A 20,359-nucleotide genomic window follows, 5' to 3' on the forward strand; every position below is an offset into this window, starting at 1 on the left:
CGTTGACTGAACCCTCCCGCTGGCGGGAGCGGCTGTGTTAGATGTCAAGCGTTTTGTGGATTTTCCCATGCTGTATTTGTTTTGACCATTGTGTTGAGTGTGATGAGGATTTTGCGCATGCATGCGGTAATAACGACCTTTGGAGGCTTGCCTTGTTCGGCCAGTCTCTTGGAAAAGGCTGCGATCGCTGGGTTGTATCGGCGAGCACTCAGTGCGGCCATGTAGAGCGCCGATCGCACTGATCCACGGCCTCCAAAAATCGAACGCTTGCCTCGCATCTGCCCGCTGTCCCGGTTGAACGGTGCTAGTCCAACGAGCGAGGCGATTTCCTGTCGGTTCAGGTCGCCAAGCTCTGGTAACTCTGCAATGATCGTTGCTGATGTCACATCGCCGATACCAGGCATCGTCCCAAGTAATTCGGCGCGATGCTTCCAGTCATCATCAGACTGCACAAGCTTTTGGATCTCACGATCAATCATTTTGATGTCCTTGTTGATTGCATCGAGAACGCGCTGAATGCTCTTGCGAACCGCTCCGGACACGGCTTGTCCCTGTCGGTTCTTCTCGGCAGTTCTGGTGCCGATCAACTGTCTTCTTCGAGTCACAAGCTGATCCAATTCACCCTGCAATTGCTTGGTTTTGGCGACGGCTCGAGGCCTCGTCAATTTCCCAAACAGTGCGATGATGCGTGCGTCGATCTTGTCAGTCTTTGCCAATTTTCCAATCGCTTTGGCAAAGTCTCTCACTTGTCTCGGATTGACCACAGAGACAACATGGCCGGCTTCAACAAGTCGCACAGCGAGTGGACGTTCGTAGTTGCCAGTGGCCTCAATTACGATCAGGCAAGACTTCGCTTCTGGCAACAAATCCACTAGCTCATCAATTCCCTTTGGATCATTGGGAACGACTGTTGTCGTGGCTTGTTCATCAAACGCGAGATCAAGCTTGGCTTTTGAGACATCGATTCCGATAAAGTGTTGAAAACTCATCTTGGATGTATCCCTTCCTTGCAAATGCGAGCTCGAGAGCTTGTCTCGGCTCAGGCGGCTGTTCGGGCTATTTACCAAAGGCCGACGACGATCCAGCTCCCGCACAGTATCTGCGTTGCAGCACTCGAGGGTCAACGATCTGCCGTCGGCCGCAGTTGCTTTAGCCTCTTCGCTACGCTCAGAGGCTAAAGCAACTGCATCTGTAGTGTCCAACGAAACACCACTAGAATGTAACATACAAGGGTGTTATTGAAAGAACCGTTGACTGAACTCTCCCGCTGGCGGGAGAGTGTTGTTGAAAGAACCGTGGCGAACGGCTAATGGCGGCAGTGCGGTTAAACCAGAATGTCTTTCACAACGTGTCCATGCACGTCGGTCAACCGATAGTCTCGCCCCTGGAATCGATGCGTTAGCTTTTCGTGATCGATGCCCATACAGTGCAACATGGTGGCATGGAAGTCATGCACATGCACGGGATTTTCCACGACGTTGTAACAGAAGTCATCGGTCTGACCGTAGCTGATCCCGGGCTTCACTCCACCCCCAGCCATCCAGATCGAAAAGCATCGCGGATGGTGATCACGACCAAATGTTTCGGGGCGACCTTGAGCGTACACGGTGCGTCCAAACTCACCTGCCCAGACCACCAGCGTGTCTTCCAACATGCCACGTTGCTTTAAGTCAGCGATCAAGGCGGCGGATCCTTGATCGGTTTCACGACACAGGTTCGGCAGGTACTTATTGACGTTGCTGTGATGATCCCAACCACGGTGGAAGACTTGAATGAAGCGGACGCCTCGTTCGGCCATTCGTCGAGCCATTAAACAGTTCGCCGCATGGCTACCGGGTTGCTTTGCTTCGTCACCATAAAGCTCGAACGTGCTCTCGGGTTCATCCGAGAAGTCCGCCAACTCTGGAACCGAAGTCTGCATCCGATAAGCCATTTCATACTGAGCAATTCGGGCATTGATTTCCGGATCACCCGTCTGTTGGAATCGCAACTGATTCAGTTTTTCCAAACGATCCAGCATCCCCCGACGCGCTGCGGCGTCTCGGTTGGTCGGATCATTCAAATAGAGCACGGGATCGCCCTGACTGCGAAACTTGACACCTTGATATTGCGAGGGCAAAAATCCGCTCCCCCACAAACGATCGTAAAGTGGCTGAGCTTGATGGAAGGTGTTCTTGGTCAACAACACCACAAAGGCGGGAAGGTTCTCTGTTTCGCTGCCCAATCCATAACTGAGCCAAGCGCCAATGCTAGGACGCCCCGGTTGTTGGTGTCCCGATTGAAAGAAGGTAATTGCAGGGTCATGGTTAATGGCTTCGGTGTGCATGGACTTGACCACGCAGATGTCATCCACAACCTTCGACAAATGCGGAAACAGATCACTCATCCAGGTTCCGGACTGACCGTGCTGTCTAAATGCCCAGGGCGACTTGACGACGGGAAACGTTTTCTGACCGGCCGTCATGCCTGTCAAACGCTGGCCGCCTCGCACGCTGTCGGGCAAATCCGTTAGATGAAGTTTCTCCAGCGACGGTTTGTAATCCAGCAAGTCAACCTGCGAAGGAGCCCCGGACTGCAGCAAGTAAATCACTCGCTTGGCCTTGGGCGCAAAGTTAGGAAACTTGCCCGCCACGGCAGGATTGGCGGGCTGATCGCCGGACAACAAGTTCGGATTCAGCAGCGAGGCCAAGGCCATGGTGCCAAGTCCCGTGCTGGAGCGACCAAAAAAGTGACGTCGCGTAATGTCTAGGTTCATGTCGTTCTTCATAAGAGGGTTTACGCAACAATAGGATGAATCACATCGCCAGCCACGTCGGTCAATCGAAAGCGTCGACCGTTGTACGTGTACGTCAGTTTTTCGTGGTCAAAGCCTAGCAAGTGCAGAATGGTGGCATGCAAATCGTTGACATGCACTTTGTCGACGGCTGCATGATGGCCGATCTCATCCGATTCGCCATAGCTGATGCCACCTTTGACACCACCGCCAGCCATCCAGGTAGTGAAGCAATGCGGGTTGTGGTCTCGCCCAGGCTTCTGTGATTTCTGTGACAGAGGCAACCGGCCAAACTCACCGCCCCAAATCACCAGCGTGTCCTCCAGCAAACCACGCTGCTGCAAGTCCGTTAGCAAGCCGGCGATCGGCGTGTCCGTCTCGCCAGCAAACTGAGAGTGGTTGCCTTGGATATCGCTGTGACCATCCCAACTGCGTTGGTTTTCCATGCCACCAGAATAGATTTGGACGAATCGAACACCACGTTCGACCATTCGCCGAGCGGTCAAACACTGACGGGCAAAGTGATCACATTGCTTGTTCCCCAGCCCGTACAGTTCCTTGATATGCTGAGGTTCACCATCGACGTCAAACGCCTCGGGGGCAGCGTTTTGCATCCGATAGGCCAATTCAAAGCTTTTGATTCGAGCTTCCAGCTCCTGGTCTCCAGCAAGCTTGTCCAAGTGCTGTTGATTCAACTGCGCCATCAGGTCCAGTTGACGCTGCTGTTGAACCGCATTCATATGCCGGGGACGATTCAAGTTTTCGATGGGATCGCCTTTGGGTTTTAGCCAAGTCCCCTGGTAAACACTTGGCAAAAATCCGGCACCCCAATTAGCAGCAGAGCCTTTGGGCAAACCGCGATTCAGCGGATCCGACATGACAACAAACGCTGGCAAGTCGCGGCTTTCGCTGCCCAAGCCATAGGTCACCCAGGAACCCACACAAGGCAACCCCATGCGAGGCTGACCGGAGTTCATCATGAACAGGGCCGGACTGTGATTATTACTTTCTGTGTGCCCGGAATGAATGAAGGCCATCTTGTCGACGTGTTCCCCTAGTTTGGGAAACAACGAGGAGACCATTTTTCCGCACTCACCGCGTGGCGAAAACTTGAACGGCGACTTCATCAGCGGTCCAACCGCATTGGCAAAGAAACCGGTGTTCTTGTCAAACCCCTCCAGCTCCTTGCCATCCATGCGTTCCAATTCAGGCTTGTAGTCCCACGTGTCAACTTGACTGGGACCGCCGTTGATGAACAGCCAGATCACGTTCTTGGCTTTGCCTGCAAAGTGCGACTGCTTAGCAGCCAAGGGATCGGTGCTTTCGGCAGCCAACAGACCTTCCTCAGCAAGCAAGGAGGTCAGTCCCACGGCTCCAAAACCAGCTCCGGCACGCTGCAGCAGTTGTCGTCGATTGATGATCATGGCAGATAGATGAATTCGTTGAGTCCAAAAATGACTTGGCAAAAATCGGCAAGCGCGAGCTGTTGTCGATTCCCTGCGTTCTGGTAAGAGGCCGCTTGAGCCTCAATGAACTGGCAATCAAGTTGCAGTTCCTGTTCACTGGGCAAGCGTGCCAAGGCACGCTGATAAATGGCTTTCACTGCAGCCTCGGATTCTTGGTCCGGCAAACTGCCAGCAAGAGCGTTGGCATATTTGATGACCTGGGCGTTGTTCATAAACAATAACGCTTGCGGAGCAATGGTCGTGCTGGGCCGACTGCCCTGGCTGGACAGCGGTTCCGGCTGATCAAAGATTTGCATCATCGGCACTAACCGACTGCGTTTGATCATGAAGTAAATGCTGCGCCGCTGATGATTGGTGTTTAAGGTGCCAGGGCCAAACATTTGTGTATCAAGCTGACCAGAGACCGCCAGCATGGTGTCACGAACGATCTCCGCTTCCACACGCCGCGACGGGTAACGCCACAGCAATTGGTTCTCCGGATCGACTGCAGCTTTGTCAGCCGAGGGCTGGACGCTTTGCAACCAAGTGGCGCTGTTAAGAATCTGGCGATGGATGGACTTTAGCTTCCAGCCTGCATCAATGAACTCCTGTGCCAGGTGATCCAGTAACTCGGGATGCGTTGGCTGACCACCCTGCAAACCAAAGTCATTCGGAGTGGCCACAATGCCACGCCCAAAGTGATGATGCCAAAGCCGGTTCACGGCCACTCGGGCCAGCAGATGTCCAGCGCCGTGATCCACGTCGGTCATCCAGTTTGCCATCCCAGCGCGCCGGTAACTGGTGCGAGTCCAATCGGCGGGCGGTTTGACCTGCCAATCACTGGACTTTCGATCATCTCGCATCAAGACCTTCAAATAGCCCGTCGTCGCAAGGCCTTCCTTTTGATTCGGATCGCCACGATTGAGAATGTAAGTCTCTGGATAAAAGTGTGGAAACCCACGACCATCCGCATGATGCTTGGTCGGTGGAAAGCCTTCACTGGACACTTGCACCTTGGTCTGGTTCGGTACCGGCTTCTGGCTCAGCGACTTTGTGACCGCTTGATCAAGCTGCGAGTACTTCGCGTCGTCAGCAATGAAATACGGGAACAGCGTGTCACGATGCTGATCGGTTAGCTGATTGCGTTTCAGTGCTGCCAGTGCCTCTGCCAAGCCATCGATCTGGGTCTGACCAACGACCACTGGAGGTTGCTGATCTGACGAAACGGACAAGCGAAATCGGCCCAAGCTATGTTGGCCATTGTTGGCAAATGTGAGTTGCCACTGCAGACGCACTTGGCCGTCGCTTTCAATCGGAGTTTCCAGCTTAAACACAGCGGCTTGATCTTTGCCAATGCCCCCATAATCAACCGCCCAGCCGGTGCCTTTGGGATCACCATCAAACGATGATTCGACCGACAAAGTCCCCGTGTTCTGTTGGTGTGTGGCCTGTGCGGAGGCAAGCTTGACCGGCTTGAGCTTTTCGTCATCCCCCTCCGCAGCGAGCAACTTGAAATCGCTAAGTGCAAAGTTCCCATTCCCGGCACGTCCGGGACCTTTGCGCGGCATCGAATCATGCGTCAACGCTTCGATTCGCAGATAACGGATCGCTGAACCCTGACGGGTTGCGTCCACGGTGTAGGTTTCAAATGCTGGCGTGTTACCGGTTGCCAGAATCGCCCCGTCCGCTTGTTCAGTCAACGCCGTCGCGGCCTGATTGGAGCGAGCGTTAACGTCCGACAACGTGGACCAGGGACTCAGCGGAATCGAAGCCGGAGCCTGGGACGCAAGCCAGCGATCAAAGCCTGACTTGACTTCAGGAGAGTCACGATAACTGTCGCGAGCCTGGAGCAACCGATCATGCTGGGACTGCCACTTGTCATTCTTCGCAGCAAAACCCTCTGGATCCAAGTCGATCTCAATCTCACTGCGAATGGTTGTGGTAAAGGTCGAGATGAAGCGATAGTAGTCTTCCTTGGGGATCGGATCATACTTGTGATCGTGACAGCGAGCGCATCCAATGGTCAGCCCTAACATCGATGTACCGATGGTCGCTGCCATGTCATCCAGTTCATCGTAGCGAGCGCTTTCAAACTCCTTTTCGGTGAGCTGAGTGGGAAACACTCCAGCCCCCAGAAAGCCCGTCGCCATCATCGCCAACGGATCATTGGGAGCGAGCTCATCACCGGCGATCTGCCAGCGAACGAATTGATCCCAAGGCATGTCCTGGTTCAGCGCTTTGATGACAAAGTCGCGAAAGTGATAGGCAAACTTGCGATCATAATCTTGTTCAAAGCCATGGCTTTCGGCGAAGCGAGCCGCATCCAACCAGTGCCTAGCCCAACGTTCACCGTAATGGGGACTGTCCAACAATTCGTCAACCAATTGCTGGTGCGGAATGGACAGGGCATGCTGAACTTGATCGGGAGTCGGCGGCAATCCGATCACATCCAAGTACAACCGTCGAATCCGAGCCAAGTCGGTCGCAGCTGGATTGGGCGCAAGCCCGCGGTCCTGCAAACGTTTGTAGACAAATCGATCAATGTCCGTCCGAGCCCATTGCCCCGTCACCTTTGGCGGAGCCACTTTGGCCAGCGGCCGGAAGGACCAGAACTCGCGATCCGAATCGGTGACCTGCATCGGTTTTGGCTCCGCGTCGCGTTTTTCGATCAGCGGCTTGTCGTAAGGCGCCCCCAGCTTGATCCAAAGCTGGAAAGCATCGATCAACTCTTGTGGCAAGCGATCTTTCTGAGGCGGCATGCTGGGTTCATCATCATGCGCGATCAACAGCATCAAGTAGCTGTCCTCTGGATACTCTTGGTCGATGACTTCACCAGATTGACCTCCTTCGAGCAAGCGTTCACGTGAGGACAGATCAAACTCTCCGCGTGTTTTCTCGCCGCCATGACAGGCCAAACAATGTTCAAGCAACGCAGGCCGAATGGTCTTTTGAAACAGTTGCGTCCCCTGCTTCGCTCGTTGCACATGATCGGCAGGCACCTCCTGTGACCAAACGGGTCGCCAAGAGAGCAGTACCAATGCCAGGCAAACGCTGACATGAATCGGCATGCGGATCGACAATCGATGAGTTGAATTCATAGCTCGGACAGTCAAGCGGTCATCCCTTCGAAGGGAAAGCCAGTGGAGGAGCAAACTATTTGGTGATCACTTCACTGAGGTTCATGATCAGCCGAGCGACCTCGGTCGCAGCAGCCAATTGATTGCCAGGCACTTCGGAGGAAACTTCCGAATCACCGACGGCTAAATTGATCAGAGCGGTCTTCGAGCCTTCCCCGGCTGCCAACTGCTCTTGATACGCCTCTCGCAAAATCGCCAGTTCCGCATCCGAAGGCTGACGCGAAGTGAGCAGGCGGAACGCGTAGGTGATCTGCTGATCGATCTCTTGACCACCGTGCTGGATCATGGCTTGCCCAAGATGCCTTGCCGCCTCGACAAACTGCGGAGCGTTCAGCAACATCAGAGCTTGCAAGGGCGTGTTGGTGCGTGAGCGCCGCGAAGTACAAAACTCACGCTGCGGCGCGTCAAAGGTTGTCATCATCGGGGACGGTACCGTACGCTTCCAAAATGTATACAAACTGCGTCGGTACAGATCTTCACCGGCGCCCTGAGGATAGGCTTTTGAATAGCCAGGACGATTGTTCAATTCCAGCCACAGACCGGCGGGCTGATAAGGGTAAACACTTGGTCCGCCAATGTGATTGACCAACAACCCACTGGCTTGCAACACCATGTCACGAACCTCTTCACCATCGAGTCGCATGCTGGGACCGCGTGCGAGCAAACGATTCTCGGGATCCTTCACGGCGCCCTTGTCCGCGATCTTGGCAGACTGCTTAAACGTTGCCGAAGTCAACATCAATCTCTGAATGTGTTGCACATCCCAGCCACTGTCAATGAACTCTGCTGCCAACCAATCCAACAGTTCAGGATGACTGGGCAAATCACCTTGCACACCAAAGTCCTCGGATGTTTTCACCAACCCAATGCCAAACAAACGCTGCCAGTATCGATTGACGGCAACACGCGCAGTCAGAGGATGCTGAGACGAGGTCAGCCATTGAGCAAACCCCAGTCGATTGACAGACATCGATTCATCCATCGCTGGAAACACATCCGGCGTGTTCGCAGACACCTCTTCCTTGGGTTGATCATACTGGCCGCGATCGAGCACATGCGTTTTGCGAGCCTTGGGCATGTCTTTCATCACCATCGTGGCTGGCACGCGGCGTTTGAGTTCGCTTTCAAGCTTTGCCAACTTTTCCTTCAGTGGCTTCAAGGGATTGCCGGACGTTACAAAGTAGTCTCGCAACTGCTGGGTTTGCTGCTTCGTTCGCTGCAGATCGTCCAGCTTGGCCAACTCCAAGATTTGCTGGGGCAGTCCCTCCAGCGAAACACGATCCGCCGCCTCTGTGGTCAACGACAGCCTGGGCCTGCCGACACCATGAGTGGCGAAGTTTGCTAAGTGTTTGAGCCGGAATGTTAGCCGGGTTCCCCCTTCGTATCCAAAGGGTTTCTGAGCCACAAAAACAGCCGTCGCATTTTCTTTCCGACTGGGACCATCAACCGCCCAGCCGCTATTGCCGCCAACTCCATCGATGGCCTTGGCGATCTCGTAACTTTTTTGCGAGTAATCTGCAAACGCGCGAGCAAACTTGACCGTTTGCGTTTGCTTCGGATCCGAAACGCTGGACGCTTCGAGCTCAAATTCGGTCAGCACAAAATTTGAATTGCTATGACGACCGGGCCCACCACCGGGCAGCGATGGATCCGTCAGGGCTTGCAAACGAACGGCCGTGACCTCCAGCTGATCCGTTGTGGCAACGATCTCATAAGTGTCTTGATTGGAATTCGCACCGCTGACCAGCAGCGACTGATCGTCTTGCAATGTCAACGTTGCTCCGCCGGAAGACGTGAACGATTCCGGTTTCAGGATGCCCCAGGGCTTGGCAGTCGAACCCGATAACTCGCTCACCCACTTTTGAAACGCAGGCTCAATCTCGGCCGGATCAGCGAGGCGTTTCTTGTAGAGCTCAATCTGCTCGGTCAATGCATCACTCTGATCCAAGGGGGATGGAATCACTTCGCGTGGATCAAAGCCACTGTTGCCTCGCTCGGGGACTTGGTTGAAGAAAGCGTAAACCTGATAGAACTCTTTCTGCGAAATGGGATCGTACTTGTGATCATGACAACGAGCACAGCCCATGGTCAAACCGAGCCAAACCTGCCCCGTCGTGACCACGCGATCCATCACATATTCGGTGCGATATTCCTCACTGATAATTCCGCCTTCAATCGTGATGCCATGATTGCGATTGAAACCGGTCGCCAATCGCTGCTGGGGCTGCGAATCGGGAATCAAGTCGCCAGCCAATTGCTCCAATGTGAATTGGTCGAAGGGCATGTTTTGGTTGTACGCATTGATCACCCAGTCTCGCCAAACCCATTGCTGGCGTTCGGTATCGTACTGATAGCCATTGCTGTCCGCGTAACGTGCGAGGTCTAACCAGTACCGCGACATGTGCTCACCATACGCCGGTGAGTCAAAGTAGCGATTGACCATTTGTAGGTACGCATCATCGCTCTTGTCAGCGACATACCGATCGATCTCCGCCGGCGTCGGCGGCAATCCAGTCAATGCAAACGCAACACGACGAATCAAGGTTTCGCGATCCGCTTGCGGTGCGGGGTGCACATCTTGGTCATGCAACTTGGCTAGAACAAAGTGATCGATGGGATTGGCTGCCTTGCCAAGTGGATCTGCCGGCACTTGAGGTTTGCTTGGCGGAATGAATGCCCAATGCTCTTGGTAGGCAGCCCCTTGTTGGATCCAGTCGGATAGCAGTTTGATCTCTTGCTCACTTAACGGATCACCGGATCCTTCAGGCGGCATGCGTGTGTCGTCTGTGGCAACGACACGACGCAGCAGTTCACTCTGTTCCATGTCACCGGGAACAATTGCTCGTTCACCGGAATCGGCTTCTCCTGTGGCGCTTTCGCGTCGGTCCAATCGCAACCCCGCTTCACGCGTCACACTGTCAGGCCCGTGACAATTGAAACAACGATTGCTCAGAATCGAACGGATGTCGCGATTGAATTCAACGGTTTCAGCGGACCAAGCGTTGGAACTCTGGCACACGACCGCCGAGACGCACAGAACAATTGGAGCAAGCTTTCCCAGCATGGGGTGGATCTCAAACAAAGACGCTAGGATCAGTGCACAGCGATCGAAACGTCGGGAAGGTGGGCAAGAAGGCAGAAGATCAAATTATAGCCTGCAGAAAAGAAGATATCATCCAACGATCGCAGTTGCCCCTGGCTTCTTTAGCAAGATGCGCTGCTCACCAGAGCGATCTCGTTCCGCTACCTGACCTGCCATCCACCCAATCGGGCTGAGCGAATGCCAAACGGGGGAATCACGCCTGCATCCAGACGGCGGTCATTGCAACCACGAACCGACACGACCCATCCGCGCCCCCCGGCTAAACCATGCAGAACATTGTGCCACCAGCGCGCTTGGCACGATGACGCGAAAAACAACCACAGCAGGAAACGGTGACACTGAGACACCAAACGGGCGGCCAGCACCCAGCCCAGCGAGAGGAAGTCACTCAGAACCTAAACCGCTTTCATCATCGAGCGCTTTGGAGGCTTGCTCATCACTTTGCAACGCGGGGTGCGTGCGTTTGTATTCCAAATACTTCGCCCCCACGATGCTAAACACGCCCAGCAGCAACAGCACAACGCCAAGAATGCGCAAGCCATTGATTGGACTGCGTGGATTGCCAAGCAAACCGAAATGGTCCAGAAAAAGAGCCGTGATCGTTTGTCCGGTCATGACCGCAGCAAACCACCACAACGACCCAATGCGAGGGACAAAGAACAGCGAGGTTGAAACCATCACCACACCGACGGCACCACCAAACCAAATCCACCAAGGCAACTCAGAGGGCGGCTTAACGAACGCAGGCGGAAATTGCCCCGAGACAATCGTCAAGACCAACAGCAACGAGGTCCCGGTGATGAACGAGATCAGCGACGCTTGCAGAGGGTACTTGACCGCGCCCCCTAAAGCTCCGTTGATACTTGGCTGAGTTCCCAGCAGACAACCGGTCAACAAGCCAACGACAATTGCCACGACAAGAAAGGTCGCTGACTGGTTCACGGCAAAGCCTGGGTCAAGTTGAAACGGTCGTAATGCAATCCCGCGATTCAGACGCGGCATCCGAGCCAGCATGGGGCTCAACACTCTGGCTGTCAACTTCCGTGCGGCGCTGCGGTCCGGCGATCTCCGGACCTTGATGCACCATCTGGTTGGCAGCATCAACAAAGATCAAGCGAGGCTGATGGTTGGCCGCCAGTTCTTCAGGGACAAAGCAGTATGAGGCAATGATCACTAGGTCACCTGGCTGGACCAGGTGAGCGGCCGCGCCGTTGGCACAGATGTCACTGGAGCCCGGCAAGCCGGTGATTGCGTAGGTTTCTAACCGCGTGCCGCGGGTCACATTCCAAACGCAAACCGCTTCATACTGATGGATCTTGGCAGCCTGCAAAAGCTCCGGCGGAATCGTGAGACTGCCTTCGTAATCCACGTCGGCTTGAGTCACTGTGGCCCGATGAATCTTTGCCGACAGCAGTTTTCGGAACGGTGCGTTCATGTACCTAGAAAGGGCTTTAGCAAGTCGGCTGTCTGGGGATCGTTAAGCGCTAGCTTTCCAAAGCCACGCACGCAGCCTTCTTCCATGGCTGACTGCTGGTGTTCCTCATAATTGGTGACCAGCATGACTGGCACCTCAGCCCCGTTGCCGTTCGCCTTGATGGCTTTAACGACTTCGATTCCATCAGAGTAATCATGATCCAGCTTGCGGTTGACGGTCACGAGATCTACCTCGCGATCCTTCAACACATCAAGTGTTTCTTCCGCGTCGCGCGTCTGCACGACGACGGCGTCAAAGTTACTGGTGATGAACTGACGAATGGAGTGGAAATCGGGTCCACAATTCCCACAGTCGATGACAGTTTTTGGCATCAATCTTTCTTTTCGATAGCAAACAGTTTGTCTTTGGTGCTGATGTAGATGCGACCATTGGCAGCAATCGGAGTGCTGTAAACACTGGTACGCATGTTGATCTCTTCCATTGGCTCGTTGTATTGCGGACCAAATTCAAAGACAGCAACCTCACCGTCCTCGTCACCGATGAACACTTTTCCATCGGCGATCAGCGGACTCCCCCAACTGAGGGCAAACATGTCGTAGGTAAAGTAAACTTTGGGCTGGCCATTGTCGCCTCTTGCATCCAAGCAATGGACCACGCCACCAAAGTCAGCGATGTATAGCACGTCATCCTTAATGGCGCAAGTGCCGATGGTGCGGTGCATCTCTTCTTCGTAGTCAATTTCATCGTCACCGTTGGTGTCCTGCATGGCGTAGTGCCAGACAACCGCCGAGTTGGGGTTATCGACCGCGATCTCACCTTCTTCAGGAATCACGGCCTGAATTCGCTTATGAGGAATCGGAACCCGCTTGTCACCTTCAACCTTCATCGCCAACTCTGGTGACACATCACCTCGTTTGGTTGGATCGATACACCAGAGGTGGCCCTCACCGATTTCGTGCTCGGGGTCCTGCCCCACACCGATGTAAACCAAGTCGTTGTAAACCACTGGCGTCGCGATCAAGTTATTCCGTGTTCCCGAACCACCGATGATCCATTCGGTTTCCTTCGGATTGCAGTCAAATTTCCACAGCAATTCGCTCTCACCGTCTTTTCCGCCGGCTGCTTTGAAGCTGTACAACCAGCCGTCGCCACCGCAGAACAAAACTTGAATCTCGCCGCCCAGTTCAGCCACCGTGGGGCTGGACCATTGGCCGTGCAAGATATTGCTTCCTGGCGAAGCATCTTGCCAGATCAACTCGCCGGTGTTTTTGTTCAAGCAAATGAACGCAGGAGCTTCCGGAGCAGGCAAGTTAATGTGCGACTCATCCAAACCATTACTGGTGTTGATGAACAACCAGTCTCCATAGCTGGTCAAGCTGCACGAGCACATGTTGTGCTGACTGATGCCCAGCTCGGTCATCATGTTGTAAATCCAAATGGTGTCGGCGTCTCGCTTGTCATCCACGCCCAAGGTTTTGAACACGCTCAGGCGAGGCCCAGCCACCTTGACGGTCAGCGTCCGATCAACGCCGTTAAACGTGCCGGTCAACTTCCATGAAGTGTCACCGGTGGCCTCAACGGTGACATCACCCTCGACGGCTTCGTTCGCTTTTTCCAAAGCGGTTTTCAAGACGTCTGCAACATTGCCTTCCTTCAAAGCGGCGATGGCTTGTTTTCCTGGCGGCACTGGCGGCTCACCTTCAAGCTCTTCGTCCTCGGGCAACGACATCGGCAGATCAGCGACCCGAGCGTTCTCACCTTGGACCGGGCCATCATTCTTGCCATCATGAAAACCTTCGGTGTCCACACAACGCACTTCACCGCGGCTGGTCACAAACCACAAGCGTTTGCCTTCGACCAAGGGTGAACTACAGATACCTTGCAGCGGCCAGTCGTGCACACGACCGGTGATCAGTTTTTCACTGCTGTGCTGCCAAAGGAAAGAGCCGTCTTCTTCGCTAAAGGCCAACAGGCAGCCAAGGTCTACTGTCGCGGGATAACGCTTCAAGTGACCGGCACCGTTATTGGTACCAACGAACACCTTGCCATCAGCAACAACGGGATTGCCGTAGGTCTGGCTGCCAAGTTCAGCGTACCAAGCGATGTTCTCGGAGTTCTTGTCACTCCAAGCACCCAGCTCAACGTCATATCCGCCCACGTTCCAAGTCGACGGCAGATTGGTGACCGAGGGAACGTTGTTTCGCAAACGAGTTCCGCCCCACTGTGGCCAGTCACCGCCAGCAGCCAGCACGTCAGCGACTTTGTCGTCTTCCGACGACGTCTTGAGAGCATCAGGCTCGTCCGCGGGCGTCTCGCTAACAGGAGTTTCTGCAGTCAGCGTGGTGTTGTCGGACACTTGGTCGTCAGCAACCGGCGGCGCTGCTGGTTTGCAACCGCTGAACATCACCGTGGCCATACAGCCAAGGAAACAGGAAGTGAGAATCAAAGAGAACGCCGAGAGTTCTTGTTTTCGCATTGTGATCTGGTCGTGGGGACCGGCTCAAAACATGGAGGTGGGAGGTGGAAGTTTCTTTGCCGCTAATGGGAGGTAAGGGCAAAGAATTCTCATTCGTTGTCTGGCCACACTCTGCGGCCGAATTGGTTGTTGGTCACTTGCGTTGACGGCGGCGATGATGAGCTCAACAAGTGCCCAACGAGCGTCCAAGCCCTCTGACCGGCTTTGGCCCATTCGGACATCGCAACCTTCAATCACTGTCAATCAATCGTTGGCAGTGACCTCAACATTGTCCAGATAAAGTTCAGCATCTTTCGCATTACCAAACAAGCCGGGGCTAGCCGGTTCGTTGGGTGCCGTGTCGATCGCTTCGATGGTCCAGTCCTTGGGCTCATTTTGATCGCGAGGCCAAACCTTGCCGCGCACATGAGCGACAGGTTTTCCATCCTGCTCCTCCATGTCCACTCGCAACTTCATGCGGAACCAGGTGCCTTCTTTCCAAGGAAAGTCAATTGACTTGGCCATTCGCAGCTGTGCTGCCCAGGTGCGAACCTGCACTTGCTGGCTTTCACCCCGCAAGCCCAACACATAGCCACGATTGGTCAAACCGATATCAGGCAACTTGTTCAGCTTGCGTGCACCGCGGACGTCGGCCGCAATGGTGTAGTTTGCAATGTCACTGGGGCCCATCCAAGCACGACTACGAGCCCCTTTGGGAATCGTGGTCACCTTGGTCAGTGCTGGCGAGCCATCGATGTCACGAATCACATGACGGTAGCGAGCCCCCACCCAGGACAGTGGTGGATCTTTCAAATCATCAAAGGTGAACTTCCACGGCAAAGGTGGAACAATTCTTGCTCGGCCGCTGCCTTTTGCGTCGCCGTACTTGGCCACCACTGAGATGCCCGTGTGAGCGACATCGCTGGCAACCGTCAAGGTGCTCCCTTCAACCGTTGCTCCGTCACCGATGACTTCGAACGTGATGCCTTCCGCGGGAGTGGGCAATAGCTGGCCGATCGCATTGAAGACGTTGACCTTGTACTGCAAGGTCTGGCCGGGCTTTAGCAATGCTTCGGCGGGCACGATTTGAACTTGTGCAATCTCTGTATCCTGATCGACAGGCGTTTCAGGTCCCATCGCCGATTCGAAGGTTTGATCGGTTTGCAGAGCTTTCTCATTACTGACGCAGTACAACGTGTTGCTACTGGGAAAGTACAGGCGTCCGTCGGCCACGATCGGAGACGCTGAAAACTTGGTGCTACGCAGGCGGCCCTTATTGAGCACCTCAAAGCCATCCTCAGTGGGCTCTAAAACTGCCCAGCGACCGTTCTCAGACGTCACATAAATCTTGTTGTCAGCATACAGGAGCGCACTGCGTTGACGATTGTCGACGAATGCTTTCTGCTCCACGATCACCTTGCCTGATTCAGCATCAAAGACCCACATTTTGCAGCGATCATCAACAAGGTACAGTCGGTTATCAACCAACACGGGTTCGCTGTAACCGGAAACCAATCCGAGTTGTCGCCATAGCTGTGTGACGCTGGTCTCATCCCCTGTCCCTGAAACTCGCAAACCAACCGCAGCACCCATCGTGTTGGAAAGCTTGCCGGGGTTTTCTTCACTGTGAGAACTAAAGACGCGATCACCAACGACCAGTGGAGTGGCAAAGAGGCCGCGTCGGGAAAGCTGGTAACTCCACAGGGCTTTACCGGTTCGAGGCTGAAAACCCCAGACCGCTCCGTCACCAGCACCCATGATCAGTTGCCGCTGGCCATCGATGGTGACCAAGCTAGGTGCACTGTAAGTGGTGTCGTAGGGCAAGTCACGCGTGCCGCTAAACCAAACGACTTCACCCGTTTTTTTGTTGAGTCCTAGCAGCCGATGGTTGGGCTTCGCTGCATCACCCCAGTTAATGATGATCCCGCTGATGATGACCAAGTCTTCGTGAACAATTGGAAAATTGGTTCGCCCACCGTAGGTACTGAGCATTCCAAACTGCTCGTGCAGTGGCAATCTCCAAATCACTTCACCCGTCTTGCCATCAAGACATTGAAAGATGTCACATGATCCAAGTGCATAGATGTATCCAGTTTCTGGATCACCGACGACACTGGACCAGCCAACTCGTTCGGCGGGCACGTCAGAAAGCCAAACGTTGTACTCGGTTTCCCAGAGTGTTTTCCCTGTTTTGGCATCCAAGCAAACAATCTTTTCACCTTGCTTGTCCGTGCCGGGATGGTTTAGCTGAATGGTGTACAACCGGCCATCCATGACGATGGGCGTACAGGGTCCACCGATATCGTCACGTTTCCACAGCAAGTTGCTGCCTTCGCCGCCGTCTGGATCCCAGTCGTCAGGCAATCCCGTTACCGCTGCGGTGCCATCCATGTTCGGGCCGCGCCAGTACGGCCAATCCGCGGCTTGCGTTGATTCAGCACAGGTGCCGACAAACATGGCGGCAAACAACAACGCAGCAAAGCGTTGCCAAAGTTTCAATGAAGTCATGTTGGAGGTGACTTTTGGAGGTGGGAAGGGGCACTGTTAGGATGCCTGGTTTCAGTTAGCAGCCAGCTTAGCCGCACACCTGAAAGACACCCTGTTTAATCGTTGGAAACTCTACATCTTATCACGGATGAGCCAAATGTTGGCTGCTCGGCTTGCACGTGTTCCACCGATCAAGAAGTTTTTGTGGCCTGAATATCTGGCTTCACGGCTACATGTTAGACAACAGGACCAGCTTCGCAACTAGCCTCACACCCCAAAAGGGCCAGTTTCTAGAGTGGAACATGGCAGCAAAGGGCCATCGAGAGGGTTCAATGAGAGAGCTGAGGCAAAATACTCGCGTGAACCGCCCGTCCACTCATTGGGGGTATTCTGACCGCCAGCCCCCAGCCAGACGAGAAACTCTGACGCCTGGGCAAACTCGCCGGTCCTGCTAACCGGATCAATCTAAACGGCCCCATCATACGGGCAACTTTGGCCAACCGACAAACCTTTACAACCTGCCCAAAATCGGGCCAAACAGTAAACATCGCAAAATGCTGTTCCGATACCCGTAGTGGTCACCAACAGCAATCGCCATGACGTGGGTGTCAGGCCGCTGAAAGTGATCGACCCAGATTTCTCTAGGGCAACGGAGGCTCCAGAGAGGTTGGATGATCCACTGCGAACGGATACCAAGTGCCATTCAATGGCCAAGGGTTGTTCCACCGCAACCTGTACACCACAGGATCAAGGAGACATGACAGGTGCGAGCCTGAAGCCTCTCCCTGTTGTGCTCAGAGGGTGTCCTTGATTCGGTCTTCGACAACTTGTTGTTGACGATCGTGTGGGCACTTGGCGACTACGCAGATGATTCAGTCATCCAATTAACCAATGTATATACGTAAGGGAGACGTGGTTCCGATGATGCGGACACTAATGACAATGACCCTGCTGTTTGGCATGATGGCTTGCTGCCAAACTCAGGGCGGTGGGCTGTTCCACCATCTTAACAAAGGTTGCTGCGACACAGCTTGCGATGCTGCACCCGCCTGCGGATGCGAAGCGACTGGTTGCGGATGTGCAGAACCCGTTTGTGGCTGCGAAGCTGCAAGCTGCTGCGAACCTGCTTGTGGCTGCGAAGCTGCTGGCTGCGAAGCTGCTGGCTGCGAACCCGCTTGTGGCTGCGAAGCTGCTTGCGGATGCAAGAAAGGCGGCCTGCTGGCTGGACTGTTCAAGCACCATCGCAAAAGCTGCTGCGAACCTGCTTGCGGTTGCGAAGCTGGTGGTTGCGGATGTGCAGAACCAGTCTGTGGCTGCGAAGCTGCTGGCTGCGGATGTGCAGAACCAGTCTGTGGCTGCGAAGCTGCTAGCTGCTGCGAACCTGCTTGCGGTTGCGAAGCCGCTGGCTGCTGCGAACCAGCTTGTGGCTGCGAAGCTGCTGGCTGCTGCAGCAAGAAATCATGTGGCGGACTGCTGAGCAAGCTGTTCTCGCACAAGAAAAGCTGCTGCGACACTGGTTGCGACACCGCCTGCGACGCTGCTCCTTGCGGATGCGGTGGCGCGACAATGGCTCCAGCTCCGGCTCCAGCCAACGTCCCAGCGACCAACGCGGCTCCACCAATGCCACCAGCACCGGTTGTTGACCCAAGTGCTAGCCTGTACCAACAGCGTCGTGTCCTTCAAACCAGTGCTTACTGGGCTCGCTAAGCGAATGCCCTGCTAAGGTTGATCTCTGATCGACATTCACGGGTCTCGAGACACGGTCTGCGAAGCGGTCGAGCATTTCGATGTTCGACCGCTTTTTTTATGCGCCGACACTCCGCTCGCACAAGCAACCGAAATGCCCGAGCGTTTTCTGACCAAACCACAACTGGCCGCACCGTAAACGATGACGACACCGCTGATGGCTCGGCACGGGTGATCAAAGGGCACAACTGATGGCCCAGGTGACGGTCAAGTGCCAGCTGCGATCACTGCTTTGAAGATCTTCGAGTCCGGTGGTGCGGATGCGGAAAATCCACGTGATTGCCGCCCAACGGTGCGCTGCCATTTCACCGGTGCGTGCAAGCACAGCACCCTACGAACCAAGCCCCGGTTGGATGAAATCGCGATTGCCCAGAGACAACAAGGGGAAACGCAACATCAACCAGAATGACAACAGGCCCAAAGTGGTGCCAGCTTAGAGGGACGAGGGTTTCACTCCACCAATCACACCACCTGCCAGCGTCCACGGACCGGTCGCGTTAGCCGTCCTGGCTTGCAGCATCACGGCCGTCGGTTAACTTTACGGATCCCTAAACTGTGCCAGCGACTGCCGCTTTTAAACTCTCCGCGAGATTCCACACAGGAACGACACAATGTCTGACTCCCAATCGATTTCAACCGATGCTGTGCAACAGTTGTTGGACAACCACTTGGACCCCGAGACAGGCCGTCCCATGGGATCGATGGGACAGATCGTCGATGTATCCGTCGACGGTCAATCGATTCACGCGACCATCGGACTCTCAACGCATTCGCTGCCCATCGAGCAACGTGTGTTGGAGCAAATTGAGTCCAAGCTGTCCGCTAAGTTCCCCGGTTGCCGGTCTGAATTAACCACGGCAATTCACCCTCGGCCCGCTGCGCGTGTTGGCCAATCGGCGCTGCGTGCGAAAAGCATCATCGCTGTCGGCAGTGGCAAAGGTGGCGTGGGCAAGAGCACCGTCGCAACCGGCCTCGCACTGGCACTCCGCAGCTTTGGTTGCAAAGTCGGCCTAATGGATGCGGATGTCTATGGCCCCAGCGTGCCACACTTACTGGGACTGACGGGGCGACCCGCGATGACGGAGTCAAAACGGATTGCCCCGATCAGTGTCCCCGCCAGTGGCAAGGCACCCGAGATGCCTGTCATGTCGATGGGCTTTATGGTCGAACCTGACCAGGCAGTGATCTGGCGCGGCCCGATGCTGCATGGCTCGATCAACCAGTTCCTAAGCATGACCGAGTGGGGCGAACTCGATTACCTGATCATTGACATGCCACCGGGCACCGGCGACGTTGCCTTGACCCTGTCCCAAGCAATCCCTGTCACCGGCAGTGTTGTGGTTTGCACCCCGCAAGAAGTCGCTTTGCTAGATGCAGTCAAAGCGGTTGCCATGTTCAAGAAGGTCAACATCCCTGTCTTGGGAATGGTTGAAAACATGAGTGGTTTCCGCTGCCCAGACAATAACAAGGTCTACGACATCTTTGGCTCTGGAGGCACGCGGCAAAAGGCAGAAGAGCTTTCCATCGCCTGCCTGGCAACACTGCCAATCGATATCCAGCTTCGTGAAGCCGGTGATGAAGGACGACTCGCCGAAGTCATCGAAACCAACACCAATGCGGGCAATCCCTTAAAACGCATGGCACAATCACTGGTTGAAGCCATCGCCATGCGAACCACCGCAGCGCCACCTGCACCCAGCCTGCCAACTCTCTAGAGAACAGCCTGCCAACGACAATGCGTGGCGACCGACGGATCGCGGCCTCCGGCTCTGCGGAAA

General features: G+C 54.8%; 12 protein-coding genes. 2 read left to right on the plus strand and 10 right to left on the minus strand.

Annotation, left to right across the window (positions count from 1 at the left end):
- Positions 1-44 precede the first annotated feature (44 nt).
- The 10 genes from SV7mr_RS19175 to SV7mr_RS19225 all read right to left on the minus strand — a co-directional run bounded on the left by SV7mr_RS19175 (position 45) and on the right by SV7mr_RS19225 (position 16,856).
- A complete protein-coding gene (locus tag SV7mr_RS19175; RefSeq protein ID WP_145268727.1) occupies positions 45-989 on the minus strand; it encodes an IS110 family RNA-guided transposase in 945 nt (314 codons plus the stop codon).
- 335 nt (positions 990-1,324) lie between these two features.
- Positions 1,325-2,755, minus strand: a complete 1,431-nt coding sequence (locus SV7mr_RS19180) for a DUF1501 domain-containing protein (protein WP_419187620.1) — start codon at positions 2,753-2,755, stop codon at positions 1,325-1,327.
- A 20-nt stretch (positions 2,756-2,775) separates the two neighbouring features.
- Positions 2,776-4,197 (minus strand): DUF1501 domain-containing protein, encoded by a 1,422-nt coding sequence (locus SV7mr_RS19185; RefSeq protein ID WP_145275749.1) that lies wholly within the window; start codon positions 4,195-4,197, stop codon positions 2,776-2,778.
- Positions 4,194-7,316: a PSD1 and planctomycete cytochrome C domain-containing protein gene (locus SV7mr_RS25635; RefSeq protein WP_419187621.1), complete on the minus strand. Its 3,123-nt coding sequence runs from the start codon at positions 7,314-7,316 to the stop codon at positions 4,194-4,196. Before SV7mr_RS25635 ends, SV7mr_RS19185 begins: the two co-directional genes overlap by 4 nt.
- 55 nt (positions 7,317-7,371) lie before the next feature.
- Positions 7,372-10,419 carry a PSD1 and planctomycete cytochrome C domain-containing protein gene (locus SV7mr_RS19200; RefSeq protein ID WP_145275751.1) on the minus strand — a complete coding sequence of 1,016 codons (3,048 nt, stop codon included), beginning with the start codon at positions 10,417-10,419 and terminating at the stop codon, positions 7,372-7,374.
- A gap of 423 nt (positions 10,420-10,842) precedes the next feature.
- The gene (locus tag SV7mr_RS19205; protein WP_419187622.1) at positions 10,843-11,400 is read right to left on the minus strand and encodes a DMT family transporter; all 558 of its coding nucleotides are present in this window, start codon (positions 11,398-11,400) and stop codon (positions 10,843-10,845) included.
- Between the two features lie 13 nt (positions 11,401-11,413).
- Positions 11,414-11,893: an aspartate 1-decarboxylase gene (gene panD / locus SV7mr_RS19210; RefSeq protein WP_145275755.1), complete on the minus strand. Its 480-nt coding sequence runs from the start codon at positions 11,891-11,893 to the stop codon at positions 11,414-11,416.
- Positions 11,890-12,264 (minus strand): response regulator, encoded by a 375-nt coding sequence (locus SV7mr_RS19215; RefSeq protein ID WP_145275757.1) that lies wholly within the window; start codon positions 12,262-12,264, stop codon positions 11,890-11,892. Before SV7mr_RS19215 ends, panD begins: the two co-directional genes overlap by 4 nt.
- Positions 12,264-14,369: an outer membrane protein assembly factor BamB family protein gene (locus tag SV7mr_RS19220; protein ID WP_145275759.1), complete on the minus strand. Its 2,106-nt coding sequence runs from the start codon at positions 14,367-14,369 to the stop codon at positions 12,264-12,266. The genes SV7mr_RS19215 and SV7mr_RS19220 overlap by 1 nt, the downstream gene beginning before the upstream one ends.
- Before the next feature lie 243 nt (positions 14,370-14,612).
- Complete coding sequence (locus tag SV7mr_RS19225) at positions 14,613-16,856, minus strand: outer membrane protein assembly factor BamB family protein (RefSeq protein WP_419187623.1); 2,244 nt, start codon at positions 16,854-16,856, stop codon at positions 14,613-14,615.
- Positions 16,857-17,871: 1,015 nt separating this feature from the next.
- On the opposite strand from SV7mr_RS19225, the gene SV7mr_RS25640 reads away from it, so the two are divergent.
- Together SV7mr_RS25640 and SV7mr_RS19235 are read left to right on the plus strand one after the other, a co-directional pair.
- Positions 17,872-18,312, plus strand: a complete 441-nt coding sequence (locus SV7mr_RS25640) for a hypothetical protein (RefSeq protein ID WP_419187624.1) — start codon at positions 17,872-17,874, stop codon at positions 18,310-18,312.
- 880 nt (positions 18,313-19,192) lie between these two features.
- The gene (locus SV7mr_RS19235) at positions 19,193-20,296 is read left to right on the plus strand and encodes an Mrp/NBP35 family ATP-binding protein (RefSeq protein ID WP_145275761.1); all 1,104 of its coding nucleotides are present in this window, start codon (positions 19,193-19,195) and stop codon (positions 20,294-20,296) included.
- Positions 20,297-20,359: the final 63 nt, after the last annotated feature.

The organism is Stieleria bergensis, assembly GCA_007745635.1.
In the GTDB taxonomy this organism is placed as follows: domain Bacteria; phylum Planctomycetota; class Planctomycetia; order Pirellulales; family Pirellulaceae; genus Stieleria; species Stieleria bergensis.